This is a genomic window from Candidatus Pelagadaptatus aseana, assembly GCF_040362265.1.
Classification (GTDB): Bacteria; Pseudomonadota; Gammaproteobacteria; order Pseudomonadales; family Cellvibrionaceae; genus Pelagadaptatus; species Pelagadaptatus aseana.
In genome coordinates this window covers 108,484-130,865 of record NZ_BAABNJ010000003.1, presented here as the reverse complement: position 1 = coordinate 130,865, position 22,382 = coordinate 108,484, and the positions used below count along the sequence as shown (strand labels likewise).

The 22,382-nt window shown below is 52.3% G+C and carries 22 protein-coding genes; 11 read left to right on the top strand and 11 right to left on the bottom strand.

What is annotated here, in order from left to right:
• Nucleotides 1-67: 67 nt before the first annotated feature.
• Nucleotides 68-628 carry a DUF416 family protein gene (locus tag ACPXV9_RS05360; protein WP_423895255.1) on the bottom strand — a complete coding sequence of 187 codons (561 nt, stop codon included), beginning with the start codon at nucleotides 626-628 and terminating at the stop codon, nucleotides 68-70.
• A 155-nt stretch (nucleotides 629-783) separates the two neighbouring features.
• Here ACPXV9_RS05360 and ACPXV9_RS05355 point away from each other — a divergent pair, with 155 nt between their 5' ends.
• From ACPXV9_RS05355 to ACPXV9_RS05340, 4 genes are all read left to right on the top strand, one after another.
• Nucleotides 784-1,764, top strand: coding sequence for a DUF58 domain-containing protein (locus ACPXV9_RS05355; RefSeq protein ID WP_423895253.1), 981 nt, complete (start codon nucleotides 784-786; stop codon nucleotides 1,762-1,764).
• A gap of 21 nt (nucleotides 1,765-1,785) precedes the next feature.
• Nucleotides 1,786-3,849 (top strand): transglutaminase TgpA family protein, encoded by a 2,064-nt coding sequence (locus tag ACPXV9_RS05350; protein ID WP_423895251.1) that lies wholly within the window; start codon nucleotides 1,786-1,788, stop codon nucleotides 3,847-3,849.
• Nucleotides 3,850-4,084: 235 nt separating this feature from the next.
• The gene (locus tag ACPXV9_RS05345) at nucleotides 4,085-5,374 is read left to right on the top strand and encodes an ammonium transporter (RefSeq protein WP_423895250.1); all 1,290 of its coding nucleotides are present in this window, start codon (nucleotides 4,085-4,087) and stop codon (nucleotides 5,372-5,374) included.
• 195 nt (nucleotides 5,375-5,569) lie between these two features.
• Entirely contained in the window at nucleotides 5,570-6,802 is a 1,233-nt protein-coding gene (locus ACPXV9_RS05340; RefSeq protein WP_423895248.1) for an MFS transporter, read from the top strand.
• A gap of 4 nt (nucleotides 6,803-6,806) precedes the next feature.
• On the opposite strand, the gene ACPXV9_RS05335 is transcribed toward ACPXV9_RS05340, so the two are convergent.
• The 9 genes from ACPXV9_RS05335 to ACPXV9_RS05295 all read right to left on the bottom strand — a co-directional run bounded on the left by ACPXV9_RS05335 (nucleotide 6,807) and on the right by ACPXV9_RS05295 (nucleotide 13,495).
• The gene (locus ACPXV9_RS05335; protein ID WP_423895246.1) at nucleotides 6,807-7,583 is read right to left on the bottom strand and encodes a TrmH family RNA methyltransferase; all 777 of its coding nucleotides are present in this window, start codon (nucleotides 7,581-7,583) and stop codon (nucleotides 6,807-6,809) included.
• A gap of 19 nt (nucleotides 7,584-7,602) precedes the next feature.
• Nucleotides 7,603-8,751 carry an NAD(P)/FAD-dependent oxidoreductase gene (locus tag ACPXV9_RS05330; protein ID WP_423895244.1) on the bottom strand — a complete coding sequence of 383 codons (1,149 nt, stop codon included), beginning with the start codon at nucleotides 8,749-8,751 and terminating at the stop codon, nucleotides 7,603-7,605.
• Nucleotides 8,748-9,644, bottom strand: a complete 897-nt coding sequence (locus tag ACPXV9_RS05325) for a Rossmann-like and DUF2520 domain-containing protein (protein ID WP_423895243.1) — start codon at nucleotides 9,642-9,644, stop codon at nucleotides 8,748-8,750. The genes ACPXV9_RS05330 and ACPXV9_RS05325 overlap by 4 nt, the downstream gene beginning before the upstream one ends.
• A gap of 41 nt (nucleotides 9,645-9,685) precedes the next feature.
• Nucleotides 9,686-10,099 carry a CBS domain-containing protein gene (locus ACPXV9_RS05320; protein WP_423895241.1) on the bottom strand — a complete coding sequence of 138 codons (414 nt, stop codon included), beginning with the start codon at nucleotides 10,097-10,099 and terminating at the stop codon, nucleotides 9,686-9,688.
• A gap of 131 nt (nucleotides 10,100-10,230) precedes the next feature.
• Entirely contained in the window at nucleotides 10,231-11,001 is a 771-nt protein-coding gene (locus ACPXV9_RS05315; protein ID WP_423895239.1) for a pyridoxine 5'-phosphate synthase, read from the bottom strand.
• Nucleotides 11,002-11,004: 3 nt separating this feature from the next.
• Nucleotides 11,005-11,532, bottom strand: a complete 528-nt coding sequence (locus ACPXV9_RS05310) for a peptidylprolyl isomerase (protein WP_423895702.1) — start codon at nucleotides 11,530-11,532, stop codon at nucleotides 11,005-11,007.
• Between the two features lie 34 nt (nucleotides 11,533-11,566).
• Nucleotides 11,567-12,241, bottom strand: a complete 675-nt coding sequence (locus tag ACPXV9_RS05305; RefSeq protein WP_423895238.1) for a TIGR04211 family SH3 domain-containing protein — start codon at nucleotides 12,239-12,241, stop codon at nucleotides 11,567-11,569.
• 156 nt (nucleotides 12,242-12,397) lie between these two features.
• Nucleotides 12,398-12,697, bottom strand: coding sequence for a YciI family protein (locus ACPXV9_RS05300; RefSeq protein WP_423895236.1), 300 nt, complete (start codon nucleotides 12,695-12,697; stop codon nucleotides 12,398-12,400).
• 51 nt (nucleotides 12,698-12,748) lie between these two features.
• Nucleotides 12,749-13,495, bottom strand: coding sequence for a VC0807 family protein (locus ACPXV9_RS05295; protein WP_423895234.1), 747 nt, complete (start codon nucleotides 13,493-13,495; stop codon nucleotides 12,749-12,751).
• A gap of 17 nt (nucleotides 13,496-13,512) precedes the next feature.
• On the opposite strand from ACPXV9_RS05295, the gene ACPXV9_RS05290 reads away from it, so the two are divergent.
• From ACPXV9_RS05290 to ACPXV9_RS05260, 7 genes are all read left to right on the top strand, one after another.
• Nucleotides 13,513-14,391: a PHP domain-containing protein gene (locus ACPXV9_RS05290; RefSeq protein ID WP_423895233.1), complete on the top strand. Its 879-nt coding sequence runs from the start codon at nucleotides 13,513-13,515 to the stop codon at nucleotides 14,389-14,391.
• 50 nt (nucleotides 14,392-14,441) lie between these two features.
• A complete protein-coding gene (locus ACPXV9_RS05285; RefSeq protein WP_423895231.1) occupies nucleotides 14,442-15,062 on the top strand; it encodes an L-threonylcarbamoyladenylate synthase in 621 nt (206 codons plus the stop codon).
• Nucleotides 15,063-15,306: 244 nt separating this feature from the next.
• On the top strand, nucleotides 15,307-16,137 hold the full coding sequence (locus ACPXV9_RS05280) for a segregation and condensation protein A (protein ID WP_423895701.1): 831 nt from the start codon (nucleotides 15,307-15,309) through the stop codon (nucleotides 16,135-16,137).
• Between the two features lie 55 nt (nucleotides 16,138-16,192).
• Nucleotides 16,193-17,125 (top strand): SMC-Scp complex subunit ScpB, encoded by a 933-nt coding sequence (scpB, locus tag ACPXV9_RS05275; RefSeq protein WP_423895229.1) that lies wholly within the window; start codon nucleotides 16,193-16,195, stop codon nucleotides 17,123-17,125.
• A gap of 41 nt (nucleotides 17,126-17,166) precedes the next feature.
• Entirely contained in the window at nucleotides 17,167-18,054 is an 888-nt protein-coding gene (gene rluB, locus ACPXV9_RS05270; RefSeq protein ID WP_423895228.1) for a 23S rRNA pseudouridine(2605) synthase RluB, read from the top strand.
• Between the two features lie 304 nt (nucleotides 18,055-18,358).
• Entirely contained in the window at nucleotides 18,359-19,771 is a 1,413-nt protein-coding gene (locus ACPXV9_RS05265; RefSeq protein ID WP_423895226.1) for an SPOR domain-containing protein, read from the top strand.
• Between the two features lie 109 nt (nucleotides 19,772-19,880).
• Entirely contained in the window at nucleotides 19,881-21,080 is a 1,200-nt protein-coding gene (locus tag ACPXV9_RS05260) for a hypothetical protein (RefSeq protein WP_423895223.1), read from the top strand.
• A 56-nt stretch (nucleotides 21,081-21,136) separates the two neighbouring features.
• Here ACPXV9_RS05260 and ACPXV9_RS05255 read toward each other — a convergent pair whose 3' ends face one another.
• The gene (locus tag ACPXV9_RS05255) at nucleotides 21,137-22,312 is read right to left on the bottom strand and encodes a TMEM143 family protein (RefSeq protein ID WP_423895221.1); all 1,176 of its coding nucleotides are present in this window, start codon (nucleotides 22,310-22,312) and stop codon (nucleotides 21,137-21,139) included.
• Nucleotides 22,313-22,382: the final 70 nt, after the last annotated feature.

Below are 22,382 nucleotides of genomic sequence, written 5' to 3'. Positions count from 1 at the left end.
GCTTCCATGCCTGATATCCGTGGCCGCATGGTTTCTACTTATTAATTGTATGACGTTTGATGATACGTCAGTTGGGTATTCCCAGATTACTGCAGTCCAGTTCCGACAGCATTCTGCGCAACTGTCGGATGGTTTCATGTTTATGTTTTTCACCGTTGAGCAATTGCCTCTGTACCTCATCCTGCAATTGCTGTTCGCGTTCAAATAGCGGGTGCTGGGCAATCTCGTCAGCGTCTGCCTCAACCGAGACCTCAAGAAATTGGGCAACGGTACCCAGCGACAGTTGCGCGGCATCCTGCAAATCATCTATGTCGTGGTCGAGAATCATTTGCAGGGCACTGGTAAGCAGGGTGCAGGCGTCCAGTGCCGGGTAGACCCCGTAGTTGTCATGCTCTTCAGGATTGGGTGTGATCTCTTCCAACAACAACAGCGCCTTTTCCAGATTCTTCATGGAATTCAGCTGTCCGGCGAGATACTCCCAGACTTTATGTAAAATTTTTCGATAGCTCGCGGCGTTATCGGGTTGTTCGATGGCTTCGCAAAAGAGGATGTAATTACCCTGATGGCGGCAGGCCAGAGAGGCGATAAAGGCGATCTTCTGCCAATGTACGGGGAAGTGAGGCGACATAAAGTGCTATCGGGTTAATGGTTTGTAAATATTGTGTAAAAAGCACCAAAGTGGTTGTTTGGGTGCCGAAAACGGTCCAATCTTATCAGGCACCTTACTTTTAAGGTATTAGCTTTTAAGAATAATCTTATAAGACAGAACAGTTGGGCAAAACAGTGTCAGCCAGTATTAAACCCACACTAAATATACGACAGCGCCTCAATGAGCGCTTCAGGCAGTGGGTCAACCGTCGCCAGCAACCGGCAAGAAAACAGCAGCTCAATAATAAGAATCTGTATATTTTCCCGAGTATGGCCGGTTTCGGATTCCTGTTTGTGAATCTTTTGATGTGGCTGATGGGCACCAACTATGAGAACAATATGGTGCTGGGGCTGGCTTACTTTATGGTGGCCCTGTTGGTGATTTCTATTCATCACACCTTTTTCAATATGTCGGGGCTGACACTGGAATACCTGAAATCGGCACCCTGTTACGCCGGAGAGCAGGGTGAGGTGGAGGTGCTGGTCAGTTGCCCGCAGACGCAGGAAAAAGAAAATATTGTGCTGCAGTACCCTCATGGCTCTGAAGTTCGAGTCAATCTGCTCGAGGACAAGCAGGTCAGGGTCAAGTTGTTTGTTGATACCCCGCGCCGGGGTTGGTTCGAGCCCGGTCGCATCACGGTGAGCAGCCGCTTTCCCCTGGGGATTATCCGCTGCTGGAGTTACCCGCATCTGGACGCTCGAATTCTGGTGTACCCCAAGCCACTGGCGGGTATCGAGATGCCAGTCAGTGGTGCCGGATCGGAGGCGGAGGGCAATGTACTGGATGACAGTGGCTCTGAAGATTTTAACGGTTTCAAACGCCACCACGATGGCATGTCGCCAAGGCATATCGCCTGGAAACAATACGCTCGCGGACAGCAGCTGCTGAGTAAGGAATACGTGGCCTACCGGGAACAGAAACTGTGGTTGGACTGGGATGCGCTCGATGGCATGGGCAGGGAACAGCGCCTGTCGGTTCTGTGTTATTGGGTGCTGAAAATCAGCGCGACCCAACAACCCTTCGGCCTGCGCTTGCCCGGTGTCAGCTTTGACCCTGATACCGGGATAGAGCATAAACAGCAGCTGTTAAAAGCACTGGCCTTGTTCGAGGGCTGAATCGATGAGGAAACTCGGGTTATGAGTGCAGGCAAGTCGATCCGCTATTTACCTCCGCGCAACAGTCTGCTGTGGCTGGTGGCGGCATTGTCACTGAGTATCCTGCCCATCGCCGGAGAATTGCCGCGCTGGCTGGCGGCCATCTGGATTTTTGTTGTGGCCTGGCGGGTGCAGCTGTTTCGTGGCCGGTGGCAGGCTCCATCGGCGCTGAACAAAGTCGTACTGGTTATTGTCTGTAGCTGTGGGCTGTATCTTACCTTTGGGAGAATGATGGCGCTGGAGCCGATGGTGTCGCTGCTGGTGTGCGCGATACTGCTCAAGTTGCTGGAGATGCAAAGCCGCAAGGATGCCCAGCTGTTGTTGTACCTGAGCTATTTTGTGGTGGGTACCCAATTTCTGTTTGATCAATCCATCAGTGCGTTATTGATCAGTGGTGCCTGTATCTGGGTCATTACCACCGCTTTGCTGGTGGTCTATCAGCCTCAGGGACACCTGCAGCCCAAACGAAGTTTCTGGCTGGGGGGGCGATTGGTGCTGCACAGCATTCCCTTGATGATTCTGTTGTTTCTGGTGATGCCACGCATTGGCTCGCTGTGGTCCATTCCATTGGAAAATCACGGTAATACCACCGGGGTCAGCGACAGCATGTCACCCGGGGATTTCAGCAATCTTTCCCGTGCCGGTGGCGTGGCGTTTCGAGCAACGTTTGATGGGGAGTTGCCCAGACAGGAGGAATTGTACTGGCGGGGACTGATATTTTCCGATTTTGATGGGCGCAGATGGCAACCGTCCAAAAACCAGCTGGGAACCGAGGGAGAAAACTGGATCCGCTGGGGGGAGAGCCAAAATACGCCTTCGGTCCTCAATTATGCCAATGACAATGAACAACCGCTTGGGCGCCATACCTCCTATGAAATTATCCTAGAGCCGACTCAACAGCGTTGGTTATTCAGTCTGATGTTGGCCACTGAGTTCGAAAGCCCAGCCGATAAAAGTATTGTGCAAACCACCAATCAGCGTCTGGTGGCGCAAGATCCGATCCGTCAGCGGATGGTGTACTCGGTGCAGTCCAGCCTCGATTACCGGGTGGAAGCCGGAGGCTTGCCGGACATTGTGCGCCGGACGAATCTGCTGTTGCCTGAGGGCTTTAATCCTGACTCTCAGGAAAAAGCGCTGCAGTGGCGCAGAGAAGCGGGGTCAGATAGAGCCTATATCAAACGCCTGATGCAATTTTACAACCGCAGTTTTGTCTACACGCTGGACCCGCCTCTGTTAGGCAGGCACACCGTGGATGAATTCCTGTGGGAGACTCAGCAGGGTTTCTGTGAGCATTTCGCCAGCAGCTTTGTCGTGATGATGCGGGCCGCGGGCATTCCTGCCCGGGTGGTGGCCGGTTATATGGGCGGGGAGTACAACTCGCTGGAAAATTATTATGTGGTGCATCAGTACGATGCCCACGCCTGGACCGAAGTCTGGTTGCAAGGGGAGGGGTGGGTGCGCTTTGATCCGACTGCGGCCGTTGCCCCGGAGAGGGTCCAGCAAAGCCTCGGGGATCTGCAGGCCAGTCTGGTGGAGAACTTCTGGTCGCTGGGGCGTTACCGTCATCTGGAGTTTTTCAATCAGTTACGATTGCAGTGGGATGCCCTCAATTACCGTTGGCACAAATCGGTGATGGGCTTCGATAGTCGAGCTCAGGATCAGTTGTTGGATAACTGGCTTAACGGTGTAACCCCATTAAAAATGGTGTTATTTGTACTTGGTGCAGGTGGCGCCATTCTGGTGCTTATGACGCTGCACCTGTGGTGGCGGTCCAGACCCAAACCCATGGCTCCGGCGTTGAAAGCGTTTGCTCGCACTGAAAGGGTGCTTGAGCGGCGCGGCTTTCAGCGCGCCCGAGGTGAACCTGTGGGCGAGTTTCTTCGCCGGGTGGCGTCAGCGAATCCTTCCGTGGAAAGTATTGTGGCCAAGATGGTGCTGATGATGGAGCAAGCCCTCTATGGCAATGGCGAATTTCAGCCGCAGGAGTGGCAGTTGCTTTTCAAGCAATTAAAGCAGCAGATACCCAGGCGTCGGCAGCTTAATTAATCCTAAAATTGCACAAATTCTGTGCCTTTTAATTTTTGCCTGATAATAAATGTTCAAGATTGGTGCGTTTTTGAGATAGTTAAAAAACGCGCTTGAGGCGTGCCCCATGTCTGTGCAGAATGGCTTGCGTTCACGATCGGCGGGGTACATCGCTGACGGAAAATAAAGTGTGGTTGGCAGACTTATCAAGCCGCCACCAATAATCGACTGTGTGTTTATTTAAGGTATTTCAACTATGAAAAAGTTGCTGGGAATGGGGGCATTGCTGGCCCTTTCGCCTGTTGCGATGGCGGGCGATGAACTGAGTGGTGCCAATACGGCGTGGATTTTAACGGCTACGGCTCTGGTCCTATTTATGACCCTGCCGGGTCTGTCACTGTTTTACGCCGGTCTGGTGCGTACCAAGAACGTTTTGTCTGTTCTGATGCAGTGCTTCGCCATTGCCTGCATGGCCTCTTTGATCTGGCTGATTGTTGGCTACAGCCTGAGCTTCGGTGAAGGCAATGCCTGGATCGGTGATTTCAGCCGCGTCTTTATGGCCGGTATGGGCAAAGGCGATCTTTCGGGTGATATTCCCGAATCTCTGTTTTTTATGTTTCAAATGACGTTTGCCATCATCACCCCGGCTCTGATCGTGGGTGCTTTTGCTGAACGTATGAAATTCTCCTCGATGCTGATTTTCAGTGCCTTCTGGCTGATTGTTGTCTACTTCCCTGTGTGCCACTGGGTATGGGGCGGCGGTTGGTTGGGCAGCATGGGGCTGCTGGACTTTGCCGGTGGCACCGTGGTGCACATCACCGCGGGTGTGGCTGCTTTGGTTGCGGCACTGATGATTGGCAATCGTCGTGGTTTCCCGACCACTGCCATGCCGCCCCACAACCTGACCATGACCGTAACCGGCGCCGGTATGCTGTGGGTGGGCTGGTTTGGTTTTAATGCCGGCTCGGCATTGGCAGCCAATGGCGATGCGGCCATGGCGATGACGGTTACCCATATCTCCGCGGCGGCGGGCTCTCTGGCGTGGATGACCATGGAGTGGGTTAAATTTGGTAAGCCAAGCGTACTGGGTATCGTAACCGGTATGGTTGCTGGTCTGGGTACCATTACTCCGGCCTCCGGCTTTGTGGGTCCTGCGGGGGCGTTGGTTATCGGTCTGAGTGCTGGTGTGATCTGTTTCTACATGACTCAGGCCATTAAGCGTAAATGGCAGATTGATGATTCTCTGGATGTATTCCCGGTGCACGGCGTGGGCGGTATTCTGGGTACTCTGCTGGCGGGTGTTTTTGCCTCTCCGGATCTGGGTATTTTCAGCGGCTTCGGTTTTGCCGATGGCATCAACAGCATCGCCGAGCAGTTCAAGGTGCAGGTGATCGGCGTGGTGGCTACTTTTGTTTATACCGCTGTGGCGACTTATATCCTGCTGAAGGTTACTGGCATTATGACTTCCGGTATTCGCGTCAGCGAAGAGCAGGAGACCGAAGGTCTGGATCTGGTTCTGCACGAAGAGTCTGGTTACAAGTTCTGATTCAATTTGTTATCGTCTTGAAAAGCCGGCATAGCCTTTGGGGTATGCCGGTTTTTTTATGTACAGGATGTACGGTATGCCGCGGGCGCATGGCAGCTGATTGCTCCTGCATAAGCTGCATTTCCACCATCCATGGTGGTCGATGCGCAGGAGCGGCGATGTTTGTTGCGTTATTCTGATGGTAGAATGCCTGCCATGAACAATTCCTCCCCGAACTCGCTACTTTCCAATCCTTTAATGCGCTATCACCTTGCTGCCGCTTTGGCTGCGCTTGCCATGGGCGTTCAGACCGTGGTGGTGCCTTGGATCGCGGTGGGTGATTTGCAATTGTCCTCTTTGCAGATGGGGTGGCTGCAATTTTTCAGTCTGTTTCCGGTTGTTATTCTGATGTTGTCCGGCGGTGCTTTTGCTGACCGCCAGGGCAGTGCTCCACTGTTGCCTTACCTGTATCTGACGCTGGCCGTGTTGCACTTGGGATTGCTCTGGCTGATAAATCAGCAGGCATTAATTGTGCCCTTGCTGTTTGTCTATGCGATGTTGGCGGGATCGGTTTCCACTCTGATTCAACCGCTTCGCGACAGAGTATTGCCAGAGGTTCAGGACCGCAGCGGGCAAACCTCGCTGCAGATCAGTGTGATTCAGATGAGTCTGGCCATTTACGTTGCTCAGGCACTGGGTGTGGCTCTGGCAGGTCAGAGAGAGCATCTGGGAATTCAGTGGATTTTGACGATCCAGATTGTTGCCGTAATGCTGGTGGCCGCCTTGATGTATTCCCTCAATCTGGGCAAACAAGGAACTGATACAGGCCCGGTTATTACGGACAGTACCGCTGAGGATTCCTCCGTTCGTGAGGGATTGCGTTTTGTTTTCGGCCACAAGGTGCTCAGGCAATTGATTGTGCTGGTGGGCTTTAATGGCTTTACCCATATTGGTGTTTATGTGGTGGCCATGCCATTGCTGGTACGCGATGCCTATGGTGAATCCGGCGCTTTTTTTGCCGGTTTGCAGTTGGCGTTTGTGGTTGGCAATGTGGTGGCGACACTGGGGCTGTTGAAAAAAGGCGATACCCATAAACCGGGGCAGTCGATCCTTTTTTGTCTGCTGTATACGGGACTGATTATGATTGCCTTGTCCGCCGGTCCCAATGAGCGGGGTCTGTTCTTTTTGATTTTCTGCTGGGGTGTGGTGGCCGGTATTTCTGCCAGTCTGGGTAAAGCCTTGTTGCATGAGCAGGTGGAGGAAGAGTACCGGGGCAGGGCGTTGTCGGTGTATTTGCTGGCGTTATTTGGCGCGGCGCCATTGGGGGCACTGGTGTGTGGTTATACCATGCAGTTTACCGGGCCTTTACAGCTGTTCTGGGTGGGCGGCTGTTTTACCCTGTTGGTGTTTGTGCGGTATTTATTTGCGCGCTCTTTGTGGAAGGCTTGAAGTGTCAGAGCAGGTTTCGATAGGCCAACAGGCTCGCCGTTACCGCAACGTTCAATGATTCCACGCCATTGTTCATGGGAATAGACACCATTTTGTTGCAGAGTGTTTCCACTTCTTTTGATACGCCATCGGTTTCGTTGCCCAGAACAAATATTTTATTGCCCGCTGGTGGTATTTGCTGCAGACCCGCGTCGGCATGAGATGACAGCCCGTAAATATCATAGTCACGCTGACGAAAATCCTGCAGTGCCGCTGACAGGCTTTTGCAACGCAGGATCGGCGTGCGGAACAGGGTGCCGGCACTGGCTTTGATGACCAATGCGTCCAGACGGGCGCAACCTTTTTCTGGCAAGAGCAATGCACGGCTGCCTCCGGCGCAGACGGAACGGATGATCATGCCCAGATTTTGTGGGTTGGTGATTCGATCCAGCGCAATCAGCTCGACGTTCTGTTCCTGATTCTGTTCAAGAAAAGTCTGATAATCCTGATTGTCACGGCACACCAGATCCACGGCCACGCCCTGATCCTGTTTGCTGTTTCTGGAAATTCGAGACAGGGCTTTTTTATCGTGGTGCAGCACCTCGGCGCCCTTGCTTCTGGCCAGTTCCGTAATCTGATCAAGAATGACGGCGGGCTTGTTGCTGTCCGACAAGTGTAAACGGTGGGCCCGGGTGTGAGGGTCTTGCAACGCTTCCAAAACCGGTTTGCGGCCATAGACGGTCAGCAGCGAATCAAAAAATTGTTTCTTCTTCAGATAGGCTTCACTGTCAGTCTGGGACATGGTGTTTTTCCGCTGGGTTTCAATTGCGGGCAAGTATATTACAAACCGCTTCGGCCAACGACAGGGAGGCGGTCAATCCGGGAGACTCTATTCCAAACAGGTTGATCCAGCCGGGAATGCCGTGTTGTGCTTGGCAATCTATGCGGAAGTCGGCTGGCGACTGGCTGTGTTTGCTGGTGAGTTTCGGGCGTATGCCGCAGTAATCGGCAGTTAATTTGCCGTCCTGCAAATCGGGCCAGTAACAGCGAATGGCTTGATAGAAGTGGGATTCACGATCGGTATTGACCCGATATTCAAGCTCGTCCGGATTGGTTTGCGGTAACCATTGAACGTCCGGACCAAAGCGAGCCTGACCGGCGAGATCCAGTGTCAGATGTACACCCAGGCCACCTGCTTCCGGTACCGGGTATATCAGATGGGAAAAAGGCGCTCGTCCCTGCAGGGCAAAGTAATTCCCCTGAGCAAAATACACAGTGGGTATATGCTCGTTGGGAAACTGCTCAAGGGTTTGCAGCATGGCGGTCGCAAACAATCCGCCGCAGTTGATGACATTGCGACTCAACAGTTCGATGTCACCGTCCGCTGTATTGATCAACAACCGGTGATGATCTGTGGCTGTGGGGGCAACCCGGCCACCGATTACCCGGCTGTTCAGTACCAGATGACCACTGTGCTGCTCCAGGTCTCCCTGCAGTGCCAGCATATACCCATGAGAATCGATAATGCCGGTGGAGGGGGACAGCAGCGCTGCGGTGGCGTTAAGGTGCGGCTCGAGTTCCTGCAGTTCAGTTCCATGCAGTAGTTTCAAGTCGTCGACGCCATTATTGCGAGCCTTAACCGCGATCTGTTGCAGTTGTTCCTGCTGTTGCGAATTGTTGGCAACGATTAACTTGCCGCACTGTTTGAAAGCGACCTGATGGCTTTGACAAAATTCATAGAGCCTGTGCTTGCCGGCAACACAGTGTGTTGCTTTGAGGGAGTTCTGAGGGTAGTAGAGTCCAGCGTGAATCACTTCGCTGTTGCGGGAAGAAGTGTGATGACCAATTCTGGCTTCCTGCTCCAGCAACACCACATCCTGCCCCTGCATGGCCAGTGCTCTGGCCACGGCGAGGCCAACCACACCTGCGCCGATAACGACGGTTTCAATCTGTAGGGTTTCGCTGTTCATTGAGGGACTTTGCTGAAAAGCTGTTGCAGCGTATTGGCTTGGTTGTCATCCAGGCCCTGTTGTCTGGCAACTTTGAGTACTTGCCGGCCCAGACTGTTGTAGATGTCGAGAATGTCGGAATCGAAATGATCCAGAGCCTGTTGTTGGTGAGTAACGGTTTGTTGGTCGCCGCGCGATACCGGTCCGGTGAGTGCCTGGGTTGGTGAGCCCTGCAGGGTGTTATCCACGGTTTGATGCACAATCGGCAGCAGTAGCGACTTGGCCAGTTGTGGATCAACACCGGCCTGTTTAAAGCATTGCAGACTGGCATCCAGCAGTCCGACCAGATTGTTGCAGGCCATTACCGAGGCAGCGTGATAAACGGTTTTAGCCTGGCCGTCGACATCAAACAGGTGGGCCCCCAGGTGGGCAAACAGAGGTTTGAGTTGTTGCAGTGCGATGGGGTCACCCTCACAGGCGCAATAGCTGCCTGCAAAAGAACCAATGGATTTTTTGGGATCGGCGAAGCTGTGAATCGGGTGCACACTGGCAACCGGGTTCTGCCGAGGATTTTTCAGGATGTCACTGCCGAGTGCGCCGCTGCAGTGAAATACGATGTTGTCCTCACTGAGTAAACTCTGGTTTGCCAGATCTTTCGAAGTACTGGCAATTTCGCCATCGGGTGTGGCAATTAACCACAACTCGGCAGCGGATAACTGTTCGATGGTTTCGATGGCTGTACCGGCACCGATAAAATCTGTGGCTTCCCGGGCGCTGTCGATGCGACGGTTAAGAATGTTGCCAATGCGGACCAGATCACTGGTGTGCCACAAGTGAGCGAGAGTGCGACCGAGCTTGCCGCAGCCAATGATGTTGAGAGTGGGTTTCATGTAGGGTGAGAAGATTGCCAGCACAGGATGTGCCGGCAATTATACGGCGAGAGTCCGGTTAAAGACTAATGTTTGATGTAGCAGTCGTTATCGTTTTCCAGCAGGGCTTTTAATATCAGGCTGCGACTGATGAGACCCACTAGCTTGCCGTTTTCCACAACCGGGTAGTTCTTGTGTTTCTTTTCAAGAATTGACTGGGCAATCTCGACGATGGAGGTGTCAGGGGTGACGGTGGCAACTTCGGTTTTCATCACGTCAGCGACATTACCGGGTTCTTCGCAGTAGAAGGCATCGTTCAGCAAGTCTTTAACGCAATCCTGTTCAGACACATAGCCGATCAACTGGTTGTTCTCATCAACTACGGGGGCGCCGATAATTTTGTCCCTTAGCAGGGTCTCAACAACGTCTTTAATGTTGGTGCTTTTCGGGATCGCATGGGGGTTATGGTCCATATAATCTTTGACCAGAATGGATTGCATTCTCGTGCTCCTTTTTGGCTTTGCTGTTTACTAAGAGGTTAGACCAAAAAAAAGAGTTAGGGGAACAATATGGACCTTGGTATTTAGCTATCAGGCTAATAAAAAAATGCCAGTTTAAACATCGCCTGGCATTAACTGATGCAGATGTTTTTGTATCGGGCAACGGCGGTGCTCATGCCCATGGCAATCGAGTCCACGGTCAAAGCGTGGCCAATGGAAACTTCCAGTAGATTGGGAATCTCGCGAAACTTTGGCAGGTTATCCAGATTCAGATCGTGGCCGGCATTAAGGCCCAGTCCAATTTCCTGTGCGGCAACAGCGGCTTCGTAGTAGCTTTGAAAAATGCCCTCGAGTTCGGGAGACTGGTTTTTGTAGGCCTCTGCGTAGGGGCCGGTATAGAGCTCGATGCGATCGGCTCCGATGTCTTTGGCCAGCTTGATCTGTTCGATGTCCGGGTCCATAAACAGACTGATGCGGCAGCCCAGAGATTGCAGCTTTTCAATAATCGGCAGCAGTCGGTCACCGGACTGGGTCAGATCAAATCCGTGATCGGAGGTCAGTTGATCGTTGCTGTCAGGTACCAGGGTGCACTGCTCTGGAATATTCTGCTCAACCAATTCCATAAAGCCGGGGTAGCTGCCCATTGCCCCGGCAAAAGGGTTACCCTCGATATTGAATTCAATGGTGGCTTCACTCTGCAGCATCTGGTGCAAATCAACCACATCGCCAACCCGGATGTGACGCTGGTCCGGGCGGGGGTGGATGGTGATGCCATCGGCGCCGGCGGCGATACAGGTTCTGGCGTGGGCCACCACATCGGGGTAACTGCCTTCACGAGAGTTTCTTAACAGTGCGATTTTATTGAGATTGACGCTCAGGGCAGTGGGGGTTTTCTGGGTCATAAATCAGTCTTTCGGGTATTGGATGGAGAGGATGCGTACAGGCGTATCCGGTGCCTGAGGGCGGAATCTGCCCTGAGGTTCCTGAGTGATTTTGGTGACGGTGTCCATACCGTTAACCACTTTGGCAAACACGGTGTAGCCGGGTTTATCGCCTTTGGCATTGAGGTGTGGGTTGTCTTCCAGGTTGATAAAGAACTGTGAGGTGGCACTGTCCGGATGAGGCAGACGAGCCATGGCTACGGTGCCCTTGTGATTGGCCAGACCATTGATGGATTCGTTGATGACCGGGTCGCGGGTTTTCTTTTTGACAAAATCAAAGGTCAGGCCGCCGCCCTGTGCTACAAAGCCGGGGATTACCCGATGGAAAATGGTGCCAATATAAAAACCGTCTTCAACGTACTGAAGAAAGTTGGCGACGGTTTGAGGTGCCCGCTCCGGGTAGAGTTCGAGGGTGATGTCACCCAGATCGGTGGTCAGAGTCAGTCTGGGGTTGTCTGCCAGCGTGTTCAGGCTGAACAGCATCATGGTCATCAGGATTAGCAGTCGAGCAATGGCCATCATTGGCTTAACCCCATTCAGAGTATTTTTTACGACGGTTGAATATTTTCGGAATCAACCAGGTTAAGGCAACGCCCAGAAGGACAGCCGCAGCGCCAGCGAGAATAAATTGCTGATCGTTGTTACCGCGCAGTCGTTCGTTATCGGCCTTGAGGATATCCAGTTGGGTCTGAACCAGCTGGTGGGTTTCCATCAGTTTCTGGTGGTTTTCATACAGACTGATGGACTCGCCGGAGATGCGCTTTAACTCGGAAAGCTCTTTCGCCAGCTCTTTGGCCTGCTTCTGGGCGGCTTTTAATTCGGCATTCAGGGTTTTGTTGGAGGAAGACTTGCCACTGAGGTTGTCGCGCAGTTCGCCATTCTGCTTTTCCAGTTTGGCAATTCGGCTGTTCGCCGTTGCCAATTTTTGGGCCGCAGTCGGGGTGTCTATCAGATACTGTGCCCGAACCCAGCCCTCTACACCTTCCTCGGTTTTGACTTTGGCCCAGGAGTCGTTGGCGTCTTCGGTGATTTCAATCAGAGTCAAACGGGTGCCTGAAATCAGGCCTTTGTCCAGAATGCGGAAGGAGTTGCCCATGCCGCTGCGCAGAGGGACGTAAAGGGTGTCACGAATCCAGCGGTACTCAGCGTAACTGGCGGAGGCGTACACAAGCAGGGCAAAAACGACAAAGATCTTTTTCACGGTGGTTCCTATGGGGTTTTGGGCAGTTGTTATTATTTGGGGTTAATTGTCAGTAAATATCGCTGATCTTACCCTAATATTATCAACTTGACTGTCAACTTCGTCACAATGATGCCGGGTTCACCGAGGTGAGCTGCCGGAATCTGCAGACCTCAATCAGGGCAGTACTTTTTTATAGGGTTTGACGATGACCTTGGCGTAGACGCCGGCTTTGATATAGGGATCCTCGTCGGCCCAGTTCTGTGCTTCTTCCAGCGAGCTGAATTCGGCAACCACCAGACTTCCGGTGAAGCCTGCTTCGCCGGGATCTTCGCTGTCGATCGCCGGGTGTGGGCCGGCAATCAGCAGGCGACCCTGATCGCGCAGACTTTCGAGGCGGGCAATGTGATCGGGACGGGACTGCTTGCGCAATGGCAGGCTGTTGGGAATATCTTCACTGATAATGGCGTAAAACATGGCGGTTCCTTTGAAATCAGGTGGTTCAAGTGGTTATTGAAAATCAAACAGTTATTGGTGAATAAGAATGTCTTCCAGATCCAGATGGGTCAGCTTCTTGATGCTCTTGAACAGATAAAACAGCGCGACCATCATCACCAGAGTGGCGGGGACTGCAATCACCGGAAAACTCAGTGCGGTCATCTTTCCCAGCTCTGCCGTGAAGGCTTCGGTACCCGGAGGACTCACCAGCAGGTATTTGGCCAGTGCGTAATTTAAAACCGATGAAACGAAAAAGGATGCCGCCACCAGCAGGGAGGCGTTTTGCAGTGCTTTCTGGAAATCGGATTCATTGTTGTAGTGTTTCAGTGCGGCATTGACCTTATCGATTTGCATCACCTTGTCGTTGTACAGAAAGGTTTTGACCAGCGGGTAAGGTGTCTTGATGGAAATCAGGGTCGCCAGACCGATCAGGCCCGGAATGGCCGCTTCCTTGATGGCGATGTATTTGGGGTCCAGCTCCAGTAGGCTGATGCCACCGGTGAGAAAGATGCTGATAACACCCAGTGCCGAGAACAGATTGACCTTGCTGGTGCGGCGGAAATCATTGAGGCCGTAGCCAATGGGGAAGGCCAGTGCGACCACGATGGCCCATTTCGGGCCCAGATAGTCCGCGCCGCTGAGTTTGGTGAGAATCAACGTCGGGATAATAATGTTGAGCAACAGGTTCGCCAGCAGGCTTTCCTTCTTTTCTGGCGGTTTGCCGTCAACAGGATGTTCGGTTTGATTCGGTTTGTTATCAGGCGCTATTTGCGTCATGGATGATCTCGGAGATAATGGCCACTCACGATCAGTGGCGTTGGCCACACAGGGCATTTAAAAGGGTTCAGCAGTTGTACGATTTGCACAGCCACAGTAATTTCTCGGACGGTATTTTACGGCCTCAGGACCTTGTGTCGAGAGCTAAAGAGCAGGGCGTTACCACTCTGGCGCTGACCGACCATGATACCACTGCCGGCCTGAGCGAAGCCAAGAAAATGGCCGGGGAGTTGCAGATCGAGCTGATCGAGGGCATTGAGTTATCGAGTCTTTGGCGCGGTATCGGAATCCATATCGTTGGGCTCAAAGTCGATTCACAACATCCGGTCATGCAGCAGGCGGTGCAGCAGCAACTGGAATCCCGTGAGCAGCGGGCCCGGCAGATCGCGGTGAAGCTTGAGAAATGCGGGTTTCACGACACCTACGCCGGGGCCGCGCAATTTGCCGGTGACGGCATCATTGGTCGCCCTCATTTTGCCCGTCATCTGGTTGCCGCGGGGCATGTCAAAAACGAGGCCGAAGCCTTTAAAAGCTATCTGGGCGCAGGCAAGGTCGGCGATGTCAAACAGCTTTGGCCTGATATCGCCACTGCGGTTGGCTGGATTCGTGCCAGTGGTGGTGTCGCGGTGTTGGCTCACCCGGATAAATACAATATGACCCGGACCAAGCTGCGGGCTCTGCTGGATCTGTTTGTGGAGTCGGGTGGTCAGGCCATTGAAGTGGTCAGTGGCAAGCAGCAATCTCAAGTTACCCGGGATATGGCCGTTCTTGCCGAGCGCTATGGCCTGTGGGCATCCTGTGGCAGCGATTTTCACGTTCCCAATCAGCCATGGCAGGAGCTTGGAAGTTTTACACCCTTGCCTGAAAAGTGTGATCCCGTTTGGTGTCACTGGTGATATGCCATAAACTAGGTGGCTGACTTTAAACCGATAAGGATGGACCCTCAGTGGCGCAATTTTTTCAGATTCACCCGGATAATCCCCAGGCTCGCCTGATACGTCAGGCCGTCGACATTATTCGCTCTGGCGGGTTGATCGCTTACCCTACCGATTCGGCCTACGCTCTTGGGTGTCATATTGGAGACAAACAGGCGCTGGATCGCATTCGCGCCATTCGTCAGCTGGATAAGCACCACAACTTTACCCTGATGTGTCGTGATTTCTCGGAGCTGTCTACCTACGCCAAAGTGGATAACCAGACCTATCGGGCCCTGAAAAATCACACCCCCGGCCCCTACACCTTTATTCTGGAAGCCTCCAAAGAGGTTCCCCGGCGTCTGATGCACCCCAAGCGCAAGACCATTGGTCTGCGTGTGCCCGACAATGCCATTGCTCTGGCATTGATGGAGGAGTTGGGTGAACCGCTGATGTCCAGCTCACTGCTCATGCCCAACGAAGAGTATCCACCCATTGACCCCTACGAGATGCGCGAGACGCTGGAACACCATGTGGAACTGGTGATCGACGGCGGCTATTGCGGTATGGAGGCGACCACGGTTGTGGATATGACCGGCGATTACCCGGAAGTTATCCGCAAGGGCTGTGGTGATCCGGCGGATTTCCTTTAAAACCCCGTGATTTAGGTTAATCGGCGCTATAAGCTCAGGCGTTTAACCGCTATACTTGTGCGCTTTTTCCGGCGGCGAAAGTCCGCCTGTTAACGGGCCTGTAGATCAGGGCCTGAATCCGGATCCCCAGTGGTGATTAACAGTGAGTGATGACATCGAAGAAATCAGCGTTGAAGCGCAGACGGCCCAAGAAGCTCAGTCTGTTTCCGCTTCCAGTGAGACTGATGTGGGTGCCTCAGCCGACGTGACGGACGCGGCGGCGGAATCCGCTGCTGAAGAGGCCCTTAAGCCTGAACAGTCGGAAATGCCTTTTGCCATTGTCCATGGTCAGGCCATGACCGATCTGCCCAAAGATCTCTATATTCCGCCCGATGCACTGGAAGTTATTCTGGAGGCCTTCGAGGGGCCGCTGGATCTCTTGTTGTACCTGATTCGTCGGCAGAATATCGACATTCTCGATATCAATGTGGCTGATATCACCCATCAGTACGTCAAGTACGTCGAGCTGATGGACGCCATGCATTTTGAGCTGGCGGCCGAGTATCTGGTGATGGCCGCCATGCTGGCGGAAATCAAGTCGCGAATGCTGCTGCCTCGTTCCAACGAGGTCGAAGAGGATGAAGAGGATCCAAGAGCCCAGTTGATCCGTCGATTGCAGGAGTACGAGCGCTTCAAGGTCGCCGCCGAAGATCTCGATGAGCTGCCCCGGGTTGGCCGCGATATCCATCAGGCCAAGGCTCAGGCGCCGGATCGCAATTTGTCCCGTCCGGAACCGGAAGTGGATATCAAAGAGCTGTTGCTGGCGTTGTCCGAAGTGTTGCGTCGTGCCGACATGTTTGAAAGTCACCATGTGGAAAAAGAGAAGTTATCAACCCGTGAGCGCATGACTCAGGTGCTTGATAGCCTCTCAGGTGCTCAGTTTGTGCCCTTTGTCAGCCTGTTTCATGTGGAAGAAGGTCGACTGGGTGTGGTGGTGACCTTTTTGGCTGTTATGGAGCTGATCAAGGAATCTCTGGTGGAAATCGTCCAGAGTGACGCTTTCGGTCCGATTCATGTCAAAGCCCGTTCCACTTAATGTCGAAATAAACGTCTAATAACGAAAACAAGAGTCGCAAGCGAGTAGAGAAACCATGAGCTTTGATCAAAGCCTGTTACGTCGAATTGTTGAGGGAGCCCTGTTGGCCGCCGGTGAGCCACTGAGTCGCGATAAATTACTGTCGTTGTTTCCCGAAGATGAAGCGCAGCCTGAAAAAGATGAGTTGATGGCGGTTCTGGAAGAGATTCAGGCCGATTGCAAAGGTCGTGGCTTTGAGCTGAAGCAGGTGGCCAGTGGTTGGCGTTTTCAGGTTGTTGAAGACGTTGCTCCCTGGGTTAATCGCCTGTGGGAGGAAAGACCTCAGAAGTACTCGCGGGCGATGTTGGAAACACTGGCTTTGATCGCCTATCGCCAGCCTATTACCCGCGGCGATATCGAAGAAATTCGCGGTGTGGCGGTAAGCTCGCACATCATCAAGACGTTGAGTGAGCGTGACTGGATCAAAGTGGTGGGGCACCGTGATGTGCCGGGTCGACCTTCTCTCTATGCGACAACCCGACAATTTCTCGACTACTTTAATTTGAAGAGTCTGGAGGAGTTGCCTTCTCTGAATGAACTGGCGGACATTGAAAAACTTAACGAAGAGTTGGACTTTGAAACCGATCAGAAGCTACAGGCCGAGGGGGGCAGCACCGAACCGGCAGAACAGCCTGAGACAAATGGAGTAGTGGTAGAGGCAACGGAAAGCGCGGAAGTACAAGACAGCGAGTCAGAGCTTGAAACCGACGAGGACGGTAGCCAATCCGTATCCCTGGCTCAGGCACTGGCAGAAGAACAGGCATCGGATCCAATCGAAGATGATGGGGCCGATGATGGACGTCCAGAAACAGACATACCATCCGAGGAAGATGCCGTTAGCGAAGAGCCGGTCGTTGCAGACGTCGATGGCCCGGACTCCGATGAGAGCGAAACAAACTCCTCTAATAAGGATTGGAGTAATCATGGGAATTCACTGTTTGATTCCTGACAGTGTGATTCTTTGAAAGAACATATTCAGTAAGACAATTTATGGTAGACGAGCACAATATCCCGGATGAATCTGAAATTCCGGAAGTAAAAGGCGAAAAACTGCAGAAAGTACTGGCTCGCGCCGGTGCAGGTTCTCGCCGGGAAATGGAAAAGGTGATTGCCAGTGGCCGGGTCACTGTCAATGGCAAGCCCGCCCAGCTGGGTGATCGAGTCCAGGCTGGCGATACCATTGCTCTGGATGGCAAGCGTTTAAAACCAGGCAGTGTCGAAGCCAAGCCCATTCGCGTTTTGCTCTACAACAAACCCGAAGGTGAAATCTGTTCCCGCTCCGACCCGGAAGGTCGTCCTACGGTTTACGATCGCTTGCCTAAATTGCAGGGCGAGCGCTGGGTTTCTGTCGGTCGTCTGGACTTTAACACCAGTGGTTTGTTGCTGTTTACCACCGATGGTGAGTTGGCGAATAAGTTGATGCACCCGTCCTCCAATATCGATCGTGAATACCTGGTGCGTATTCAGGGCGATGTAGACGATGATATGAAAGATCGGCTGCGCAAAGGTGTGCTGCTGGAAGACGGTGAGGCCCGCTTTACCGATATCGTCGATGGACAGGGCGAGGGTCGCAATCGCTGGTTCTATTGCGTGGTCATGGAAGGCCGCAATCGCGAGGTTCGTCGCCTGTGGGAATCTCAGGGGGTTAAGGTCAGCCGACTCAAGCGCGTGCGCTATGGCAGTATTTTTATTCCATCCCATGTTCGGGTTGGTCAGTGGATCGAAATGAACCACAAAGAAATTACCGACCTGTGTCTGACCGCGGGTGTGAAACCACCCAAGCCTGCACCGACCTCTCGCAAACACGAAGAAAAGCGCGAGCGTCATCAGAAGAAATTGAGAGCAGGGAAGGCCAAGCGGCCAGGTCGCAAACGCTAATCTGCTCCTGCCAAATTCAGGGCCCGGTATTGAATCAATACCGGGCCTTTTTTTATTTTATCCATTGCTTGTTTTGTTTAATCCCCCTCTGGCTTTCACACAGTTTGTTTAATTTTTGAACGCAATGGTGTGTTTGTGGCGTCAAAATTGCTGTGTCTTTTATTGTTACTTTTTTATTTAGCGTAATTTTCCGTTCACACACTCTCTCAGCCGTTGCTGTGGTTTCGTTGTCAGTGACATAAATGGACCATCTTGCCGGTAACGTGCTGTCAAAGTTCAATATCTACATGAAATGGAGCAAGCTATGTCTACTGAAGCCAAAAACTTGTTAATACAGGATGTTGCCTATTCGGTCGATGAATCCGAGCACAACAACGAGGCAATGGACACAAACGGGCACCAGATTGAAGCAACCAGAACCTTTGCATTCGATATCAATCACAAGATAAATGAACTCCATGCGGAGCTTGAACAGCTGACTCAGGGTTTCAAAATATCCCGACAGACATTTTCCGATTCACTGCAAACTTTGGCGGCACGCATCAGTACCGAAGCCAAACAGGTTACTGAGCAACTGAGACAATCCGACGAAGAAAAGCATGCGCTCATCAGTGAGCTGGAAGCTCGATTGAGGGATACCAGTGCCAAAAATCTGATTTTGATTAATGAGCTGGAGAAAAGCTTTTCGGTCAGCGACGCAGAAAAGAGAGAGTTGATCAGCGGTCTGGAACAGCACCTCAAACAAACTGAGGCTTCTATCGATGATGAGATAAGCTCAATTTTCCAGCAATTGCAAAACCAGCAGTCGGACTTAAATCTGTTACAGCAGGAGCTGGATAAATCCCATCAGAATTTGGCAGGGCGCATTGCCCAGCTCAGTCAGACAACGGGTGCCCAAATAGAAGCACTGGTTGATGCCGATACCCGCCAGGAAAAAACCCAGAAATTGTTTGCCGAGCATCTGGACGAATTACGAGCCAAATCCAATGCCACAGCGGATGACGTTTATTCACTGCAAACCGATTTGTCGGAGCATAAACGCAAGACCACCAAGCTGCAGAAAGTTGCAGCCGGTGTTGCCGCCGCGGTGACCCTGACCATCGCTGCCACCATGACGTATCTGCATTACAGCAATGCACCTGTTGTGGCCATGCTGGATGCCAGGTTGGCAGCATTCCAGGCAGACATCAGTGATCGTTTCTCCAGCAAGGTTGAAACGGATCAGGCCATTATGTCACTGGAAACCACGCTGGCAGTTCTGGGTGATCAGGTGGCGAGTCATCATTCAACGACAGCCTCTGAATCCCTCGCCCTGCAGGAATCCCTGAGCCAGGTGGCAGACAAGGTTGCTGCGCTTGAGTTGAGTCTCTACGGCGCACCAGAAGAGGCCGGATCGCTCTCCACGCCCGCGCTGACCATTCATAACAACGATTGGATACAGGCCCAAAACCCCGAGCACTATGTGATCCAGCTGGTGGGTGTCTATCGGGAGGGCTCGGTGATTGGTTTTACCAACCGCTTTGCGGAGCAGTTGGCACAATTTCCTCTGTCGGCCAATGTCAGCCAGTACCGGGGGCAGAACTGGTACAACCTGTTTTATGGCAGCTTTGCGACTTTTGCAGAGGCTCAGCAGGCATTGGATTCTCTGCCGATGAAGGTGCAGCGTAACAGTCCCTGGGTGCGCCGTATGGCGGATGTCCAAAGTGCAGGGCGCTGATGTTGTTAAACCTGTGTGATTGATTTAAATAAAGCCCGAGATTCCCAATGAATGTCGGGCTTTTTCTTTTCGCGTAACTGCGGTTGCCATGAAATCAGATCACACTGTTATGAGAATCATAAGTTTAGTTTTAGCGTTGCTGATTTCAGCGGCCCATGCCGAAATCTATGAGTGCACCAGTTCATCTGGGAAAACCATCTTCAAGGACAGCGAATGCGAGGCTGGCGAGGGATTTGTCAAAAAGCTGGAGCTGCCGGTTCTGGTTAACAGCACCCTTCCCAGTCGCTACATTCATTCCAATAATCTGATTTTGAATCCGGGCTTTGATAAAGATCTGGCCCAGTGGCAAGTCCCCAAATACGCCTGGTGGGAAGCAACCGATGGCAAATACAATCTCGGGTCTGCAGCGATTCAGGCGATCAAGCCGGCGGATGATCAATACATTCATGAAACAGCCCTTGAGCAATGCGTCCCCCTCCGGGGCAACGGTAAATATGGTTTGTCGGCGGATGTAAAACTGTTGGGGATGCCGGCTAAAAAATCGGCCATCCGGCTTAACCTCTATTGGTATAAATCCCTCGATTGTGAATCCTTGGGATCCTTTGCCGATTATCTTGAACCCCAAGCCAAAGGTGGCTGGCAAACCCTTTCTCGCAAACAGTTAAAGCCAACCATGGGGGCGGTGGCGGCCCTGATCAAGTTGACACAAAATGGGCGCTTCTCCGCCGATGGTAAAGTCCTGTGGGACAATATCCAGTTTTATCCTTTGCAGAAAACTCAGCGACAAAATCCGGCATCAGGCCCGAAAAATCTGCCCCGACTGACTCCCAGAGTGAATCTCATCCGCAACGGTGATTTTGATTCCAATGTTAAAGGCTGGCATGTGAGTCAAGGTAAAACCGCTTCAGGTCGATGGTCGAGAGATGCCGGCTTTGGTGCTTTGAAAACCAAAGTCCAATCGTCTGAGAAAGGGCTGGGGACCGGAGTGGCCAATCAGTGTGTTGGTTTGGGGCAGCAGCGACATTATTCACTCAGTGCGAGATTTTTACGCGATTATAAGTCTAACCAAAAGGGTGGGGGACGCTTGCGCTTAACCTGGTATGGTGAAGCAGACTGCCGTGGTTCTTCCAGTCCGGTCTGGCGTCACAAGGACCCGCAGGATATTGCCGGTTGGCAATCATTGAAGGTTGATGATCTGATCGCACCTGCGGATGCCCGCTCGGCCCGGGTTGAGTTGATTCAGAGTGTGCAGGGGCGAGGTCAATTTGTCGGTTACTGGGATTCGGTGGTACTGGTACCCATTCGCTAATGCCTGATAGGCCTGCCTCTATCAGTTGGCTGGCCGGAAGCCATATCCTTAGGCTTTCAGGGCAGGGGTTTTGCTGAATAATGATTGCCGGATTTATTAACCAGTTGTAATCGCTCCAGCTTATTCAGAGCGTCATCGACTTCAAAATCAAGATCGCAATCCCATTGCTGTTTGAACCATTGTTCAATGGTTTGATCGAGTTGCTCCTGAGTCACAGGGACTTCAGATATTTGCAGAAAATAATAGGCGAGGATGGCTTCTTTGCACTCTTCCTCTTCTGCGGCATCCAGCAATCGGTGGAACACACCCGCATTGTTGTCGAGTGATTTGAAATACAGGTTTTCGGTCAGAGCTTGAGTGAAGCGCAGCTTTTTGTTTTTAAAGCTGGAGAACTGTTTCCAGAGATAGGCTCCTAGAGTTCCCAATCCTGCCGCCAAAGCAAGCAGTGCCGGTTTATCCAGTTCAACACTTTGCTGGTGCATTCCCAACCAATAACCCAACAGCGAGCCCAGTAGCACCAGCGTGGTTCCCAGCTTGGTGGTAAGTACTATGCCGCCACTGATTGCCGCTGGCACACCAATCATCAGTTTATCTATTAAACGCATCCCCACACGGGTGTTGGGGAATAACATTTCCAGATCGGCTTTGGGTACATTTTGAAATAATTTTAGCAGTGTGGCACCGGGGCGGCAGTTTGTTGCCTGACTGTGAATTGAATCCAGCCCCTGTTTAAAACGGATAAAGATCACCACCCGATCGTAATTGGTAAAACGTATTTTTTTCTTGTAGAGCCCTCCCAGTCGATTGACCACCTCCTCGCGCTCGGATGCCCCACGACAAAACAGCAACACTTCTTCATAGGGCGAAAAGTCGACACTTAAACGAATATCAAACAGGGACGATTCTTCAAAGGCTTGCTGGATATCCTGCTCTGACAACTGGTCATAATTGGCTTTATCCAGCAGGGATTTCAACAGCGCTGAAAAATCGGCCGTCGGTTCCAGATCCAAGGTAGGCGGTGGATTGCGAGTATCCGCATCGGGGTTAATGGGTGCGTAGCTGTCTTTCAGTTGTTCCAGTAATTGATGGAAGTCAGCGTGGTAAAAGCGCTGAATATCCTGCGCCAGTTGGCGAAACTGCTGTTGCTGCGTGGCATTGAGTGGTGTCTGATGCAGGCACATCTCGATGATGTCGCGCTTTCTGAAGGGAATAAAATTGGCAAGATGTGTCATTGCGAACGTCGGCGAGGCGATTAAAAGAGACCTACCTTAAAATAATCCGGCCCTTGTCGCCAGCAGGGTC

Coding starts and splice junctions, on each gene's coding strand:
- ACPXV9_RS05315 (WP_423895239.1), bottom strand. CDS start 11,001: ATGACCCAGAAAACCCCCACTGCCCTGAGCGTCAATCTCAATAAAATC.
- ACPXV9_RS05335 (WP_423895246.1), bottom strand. CDS start 7,583: ATGTCCCAGACTGACAGTGAAGCCTATCTGAAGAAGAAACAATTTTTT.
- ACPXV9_RS05360 (WP_423895255.1), bottom strand. CDS start 628: ATGTCGCCTCACTTCCCCGTACATTGGCAGAAGATCGCCTTTATCGCC.
- rluB (WP_423895228.1), top strand. CDS start 17,167: ATGGTAGACGAGCACAATATCCCGGATGAATCTGAAATTCCGGAAGTA.
- ACPXV9_RS05345 (WP_423895250.1), top strand. CDS start 4,085: ATGAAAAAGTTGCTGGGAATGGGGGCATTGCTGGCCCTTTCGCCTGTT.
- ACPXV9_RS05260 (WP_423895223.1), top strand. CDS start 19,881: ATGAGAATCATAAGTTTAGTTTTAGCGTTGCTGATTTCAGCGGCCCAT.
- ACPXV9_RS05350 (WP_423895251.1), top strand. CDS start 1,786: ATGAGTGCAGGCAAGTCGATCCGCTATTTACCTCCGCGCAACAGTCTG.
- scpB (WP_423895229.1), top strand. CDS start 16,193: ATGAGCTTTGATCAAAGCCTGTTACGTCGAATTGTTGAGGGAGCCCTG.
- ACPXV9_RS05320 (WP_423895241.1), bottom strand. CDS start 10,099: ATGCAATCCATTCTGGTCAAAGATTATATGGACCATAACCCCCATGCG.
- ACPXV9_RS05310 (WP_423895702.1), bottom strand. CDS start 11,532: ATGACCATGATGCTGTTCAGCCTGAACACGCTGGCAGACAACCCCAGA.
- ACPXV9_RS05295 (WP_423895234.1), bottom strand. CDS start 13,495: ATGACGCAAATAGCGCCTGATAACAAACCGAATCAAACCGAACATCCT.
- ACPXV9_RS05300 (WP_423895236.1), bottom strand. CDS start 12,697: ATGTTTTACGCCATTATCAGTGAAGATATTCCCAACAGCCTGCCATTG.
- ACPXV9_RS05290 (WP_423895233.1), top strand. CDS start 13,513: ATGGCCACTCACGATCAGTGGCGTTGGCCACACAGGGCATTTAAAAGG.
- ACPXV9_RS05340 (WP_423895248.1), top strand. CDS start 5,570: ATGAACAATTCCTCCCCGAACTCGCTACTTTCCAATCCTTTAATGCGC.
- ACPXV9_RS05330 (WP_423895244.1), bottom strand. CDS start 8,751: ATGAACAGCGAAACCCTACAGATTGAAACCGTCGTTATCGGCGCAGGT.
- ACPXV9_RS05255 (WP_423895221.1), bottom strand. CDS start 22,312: ATGACACATCTTGCCAATTTTATTCCCTTCAGAAAGCGCGACATCATC.
- ACPXV9_RS05265 (WP_423895226.1), top strand. CDS start 18,359: ATGTCTACTGAAGCCAAAAACTTGTTAATACAGGATGTTGCCTATTCG.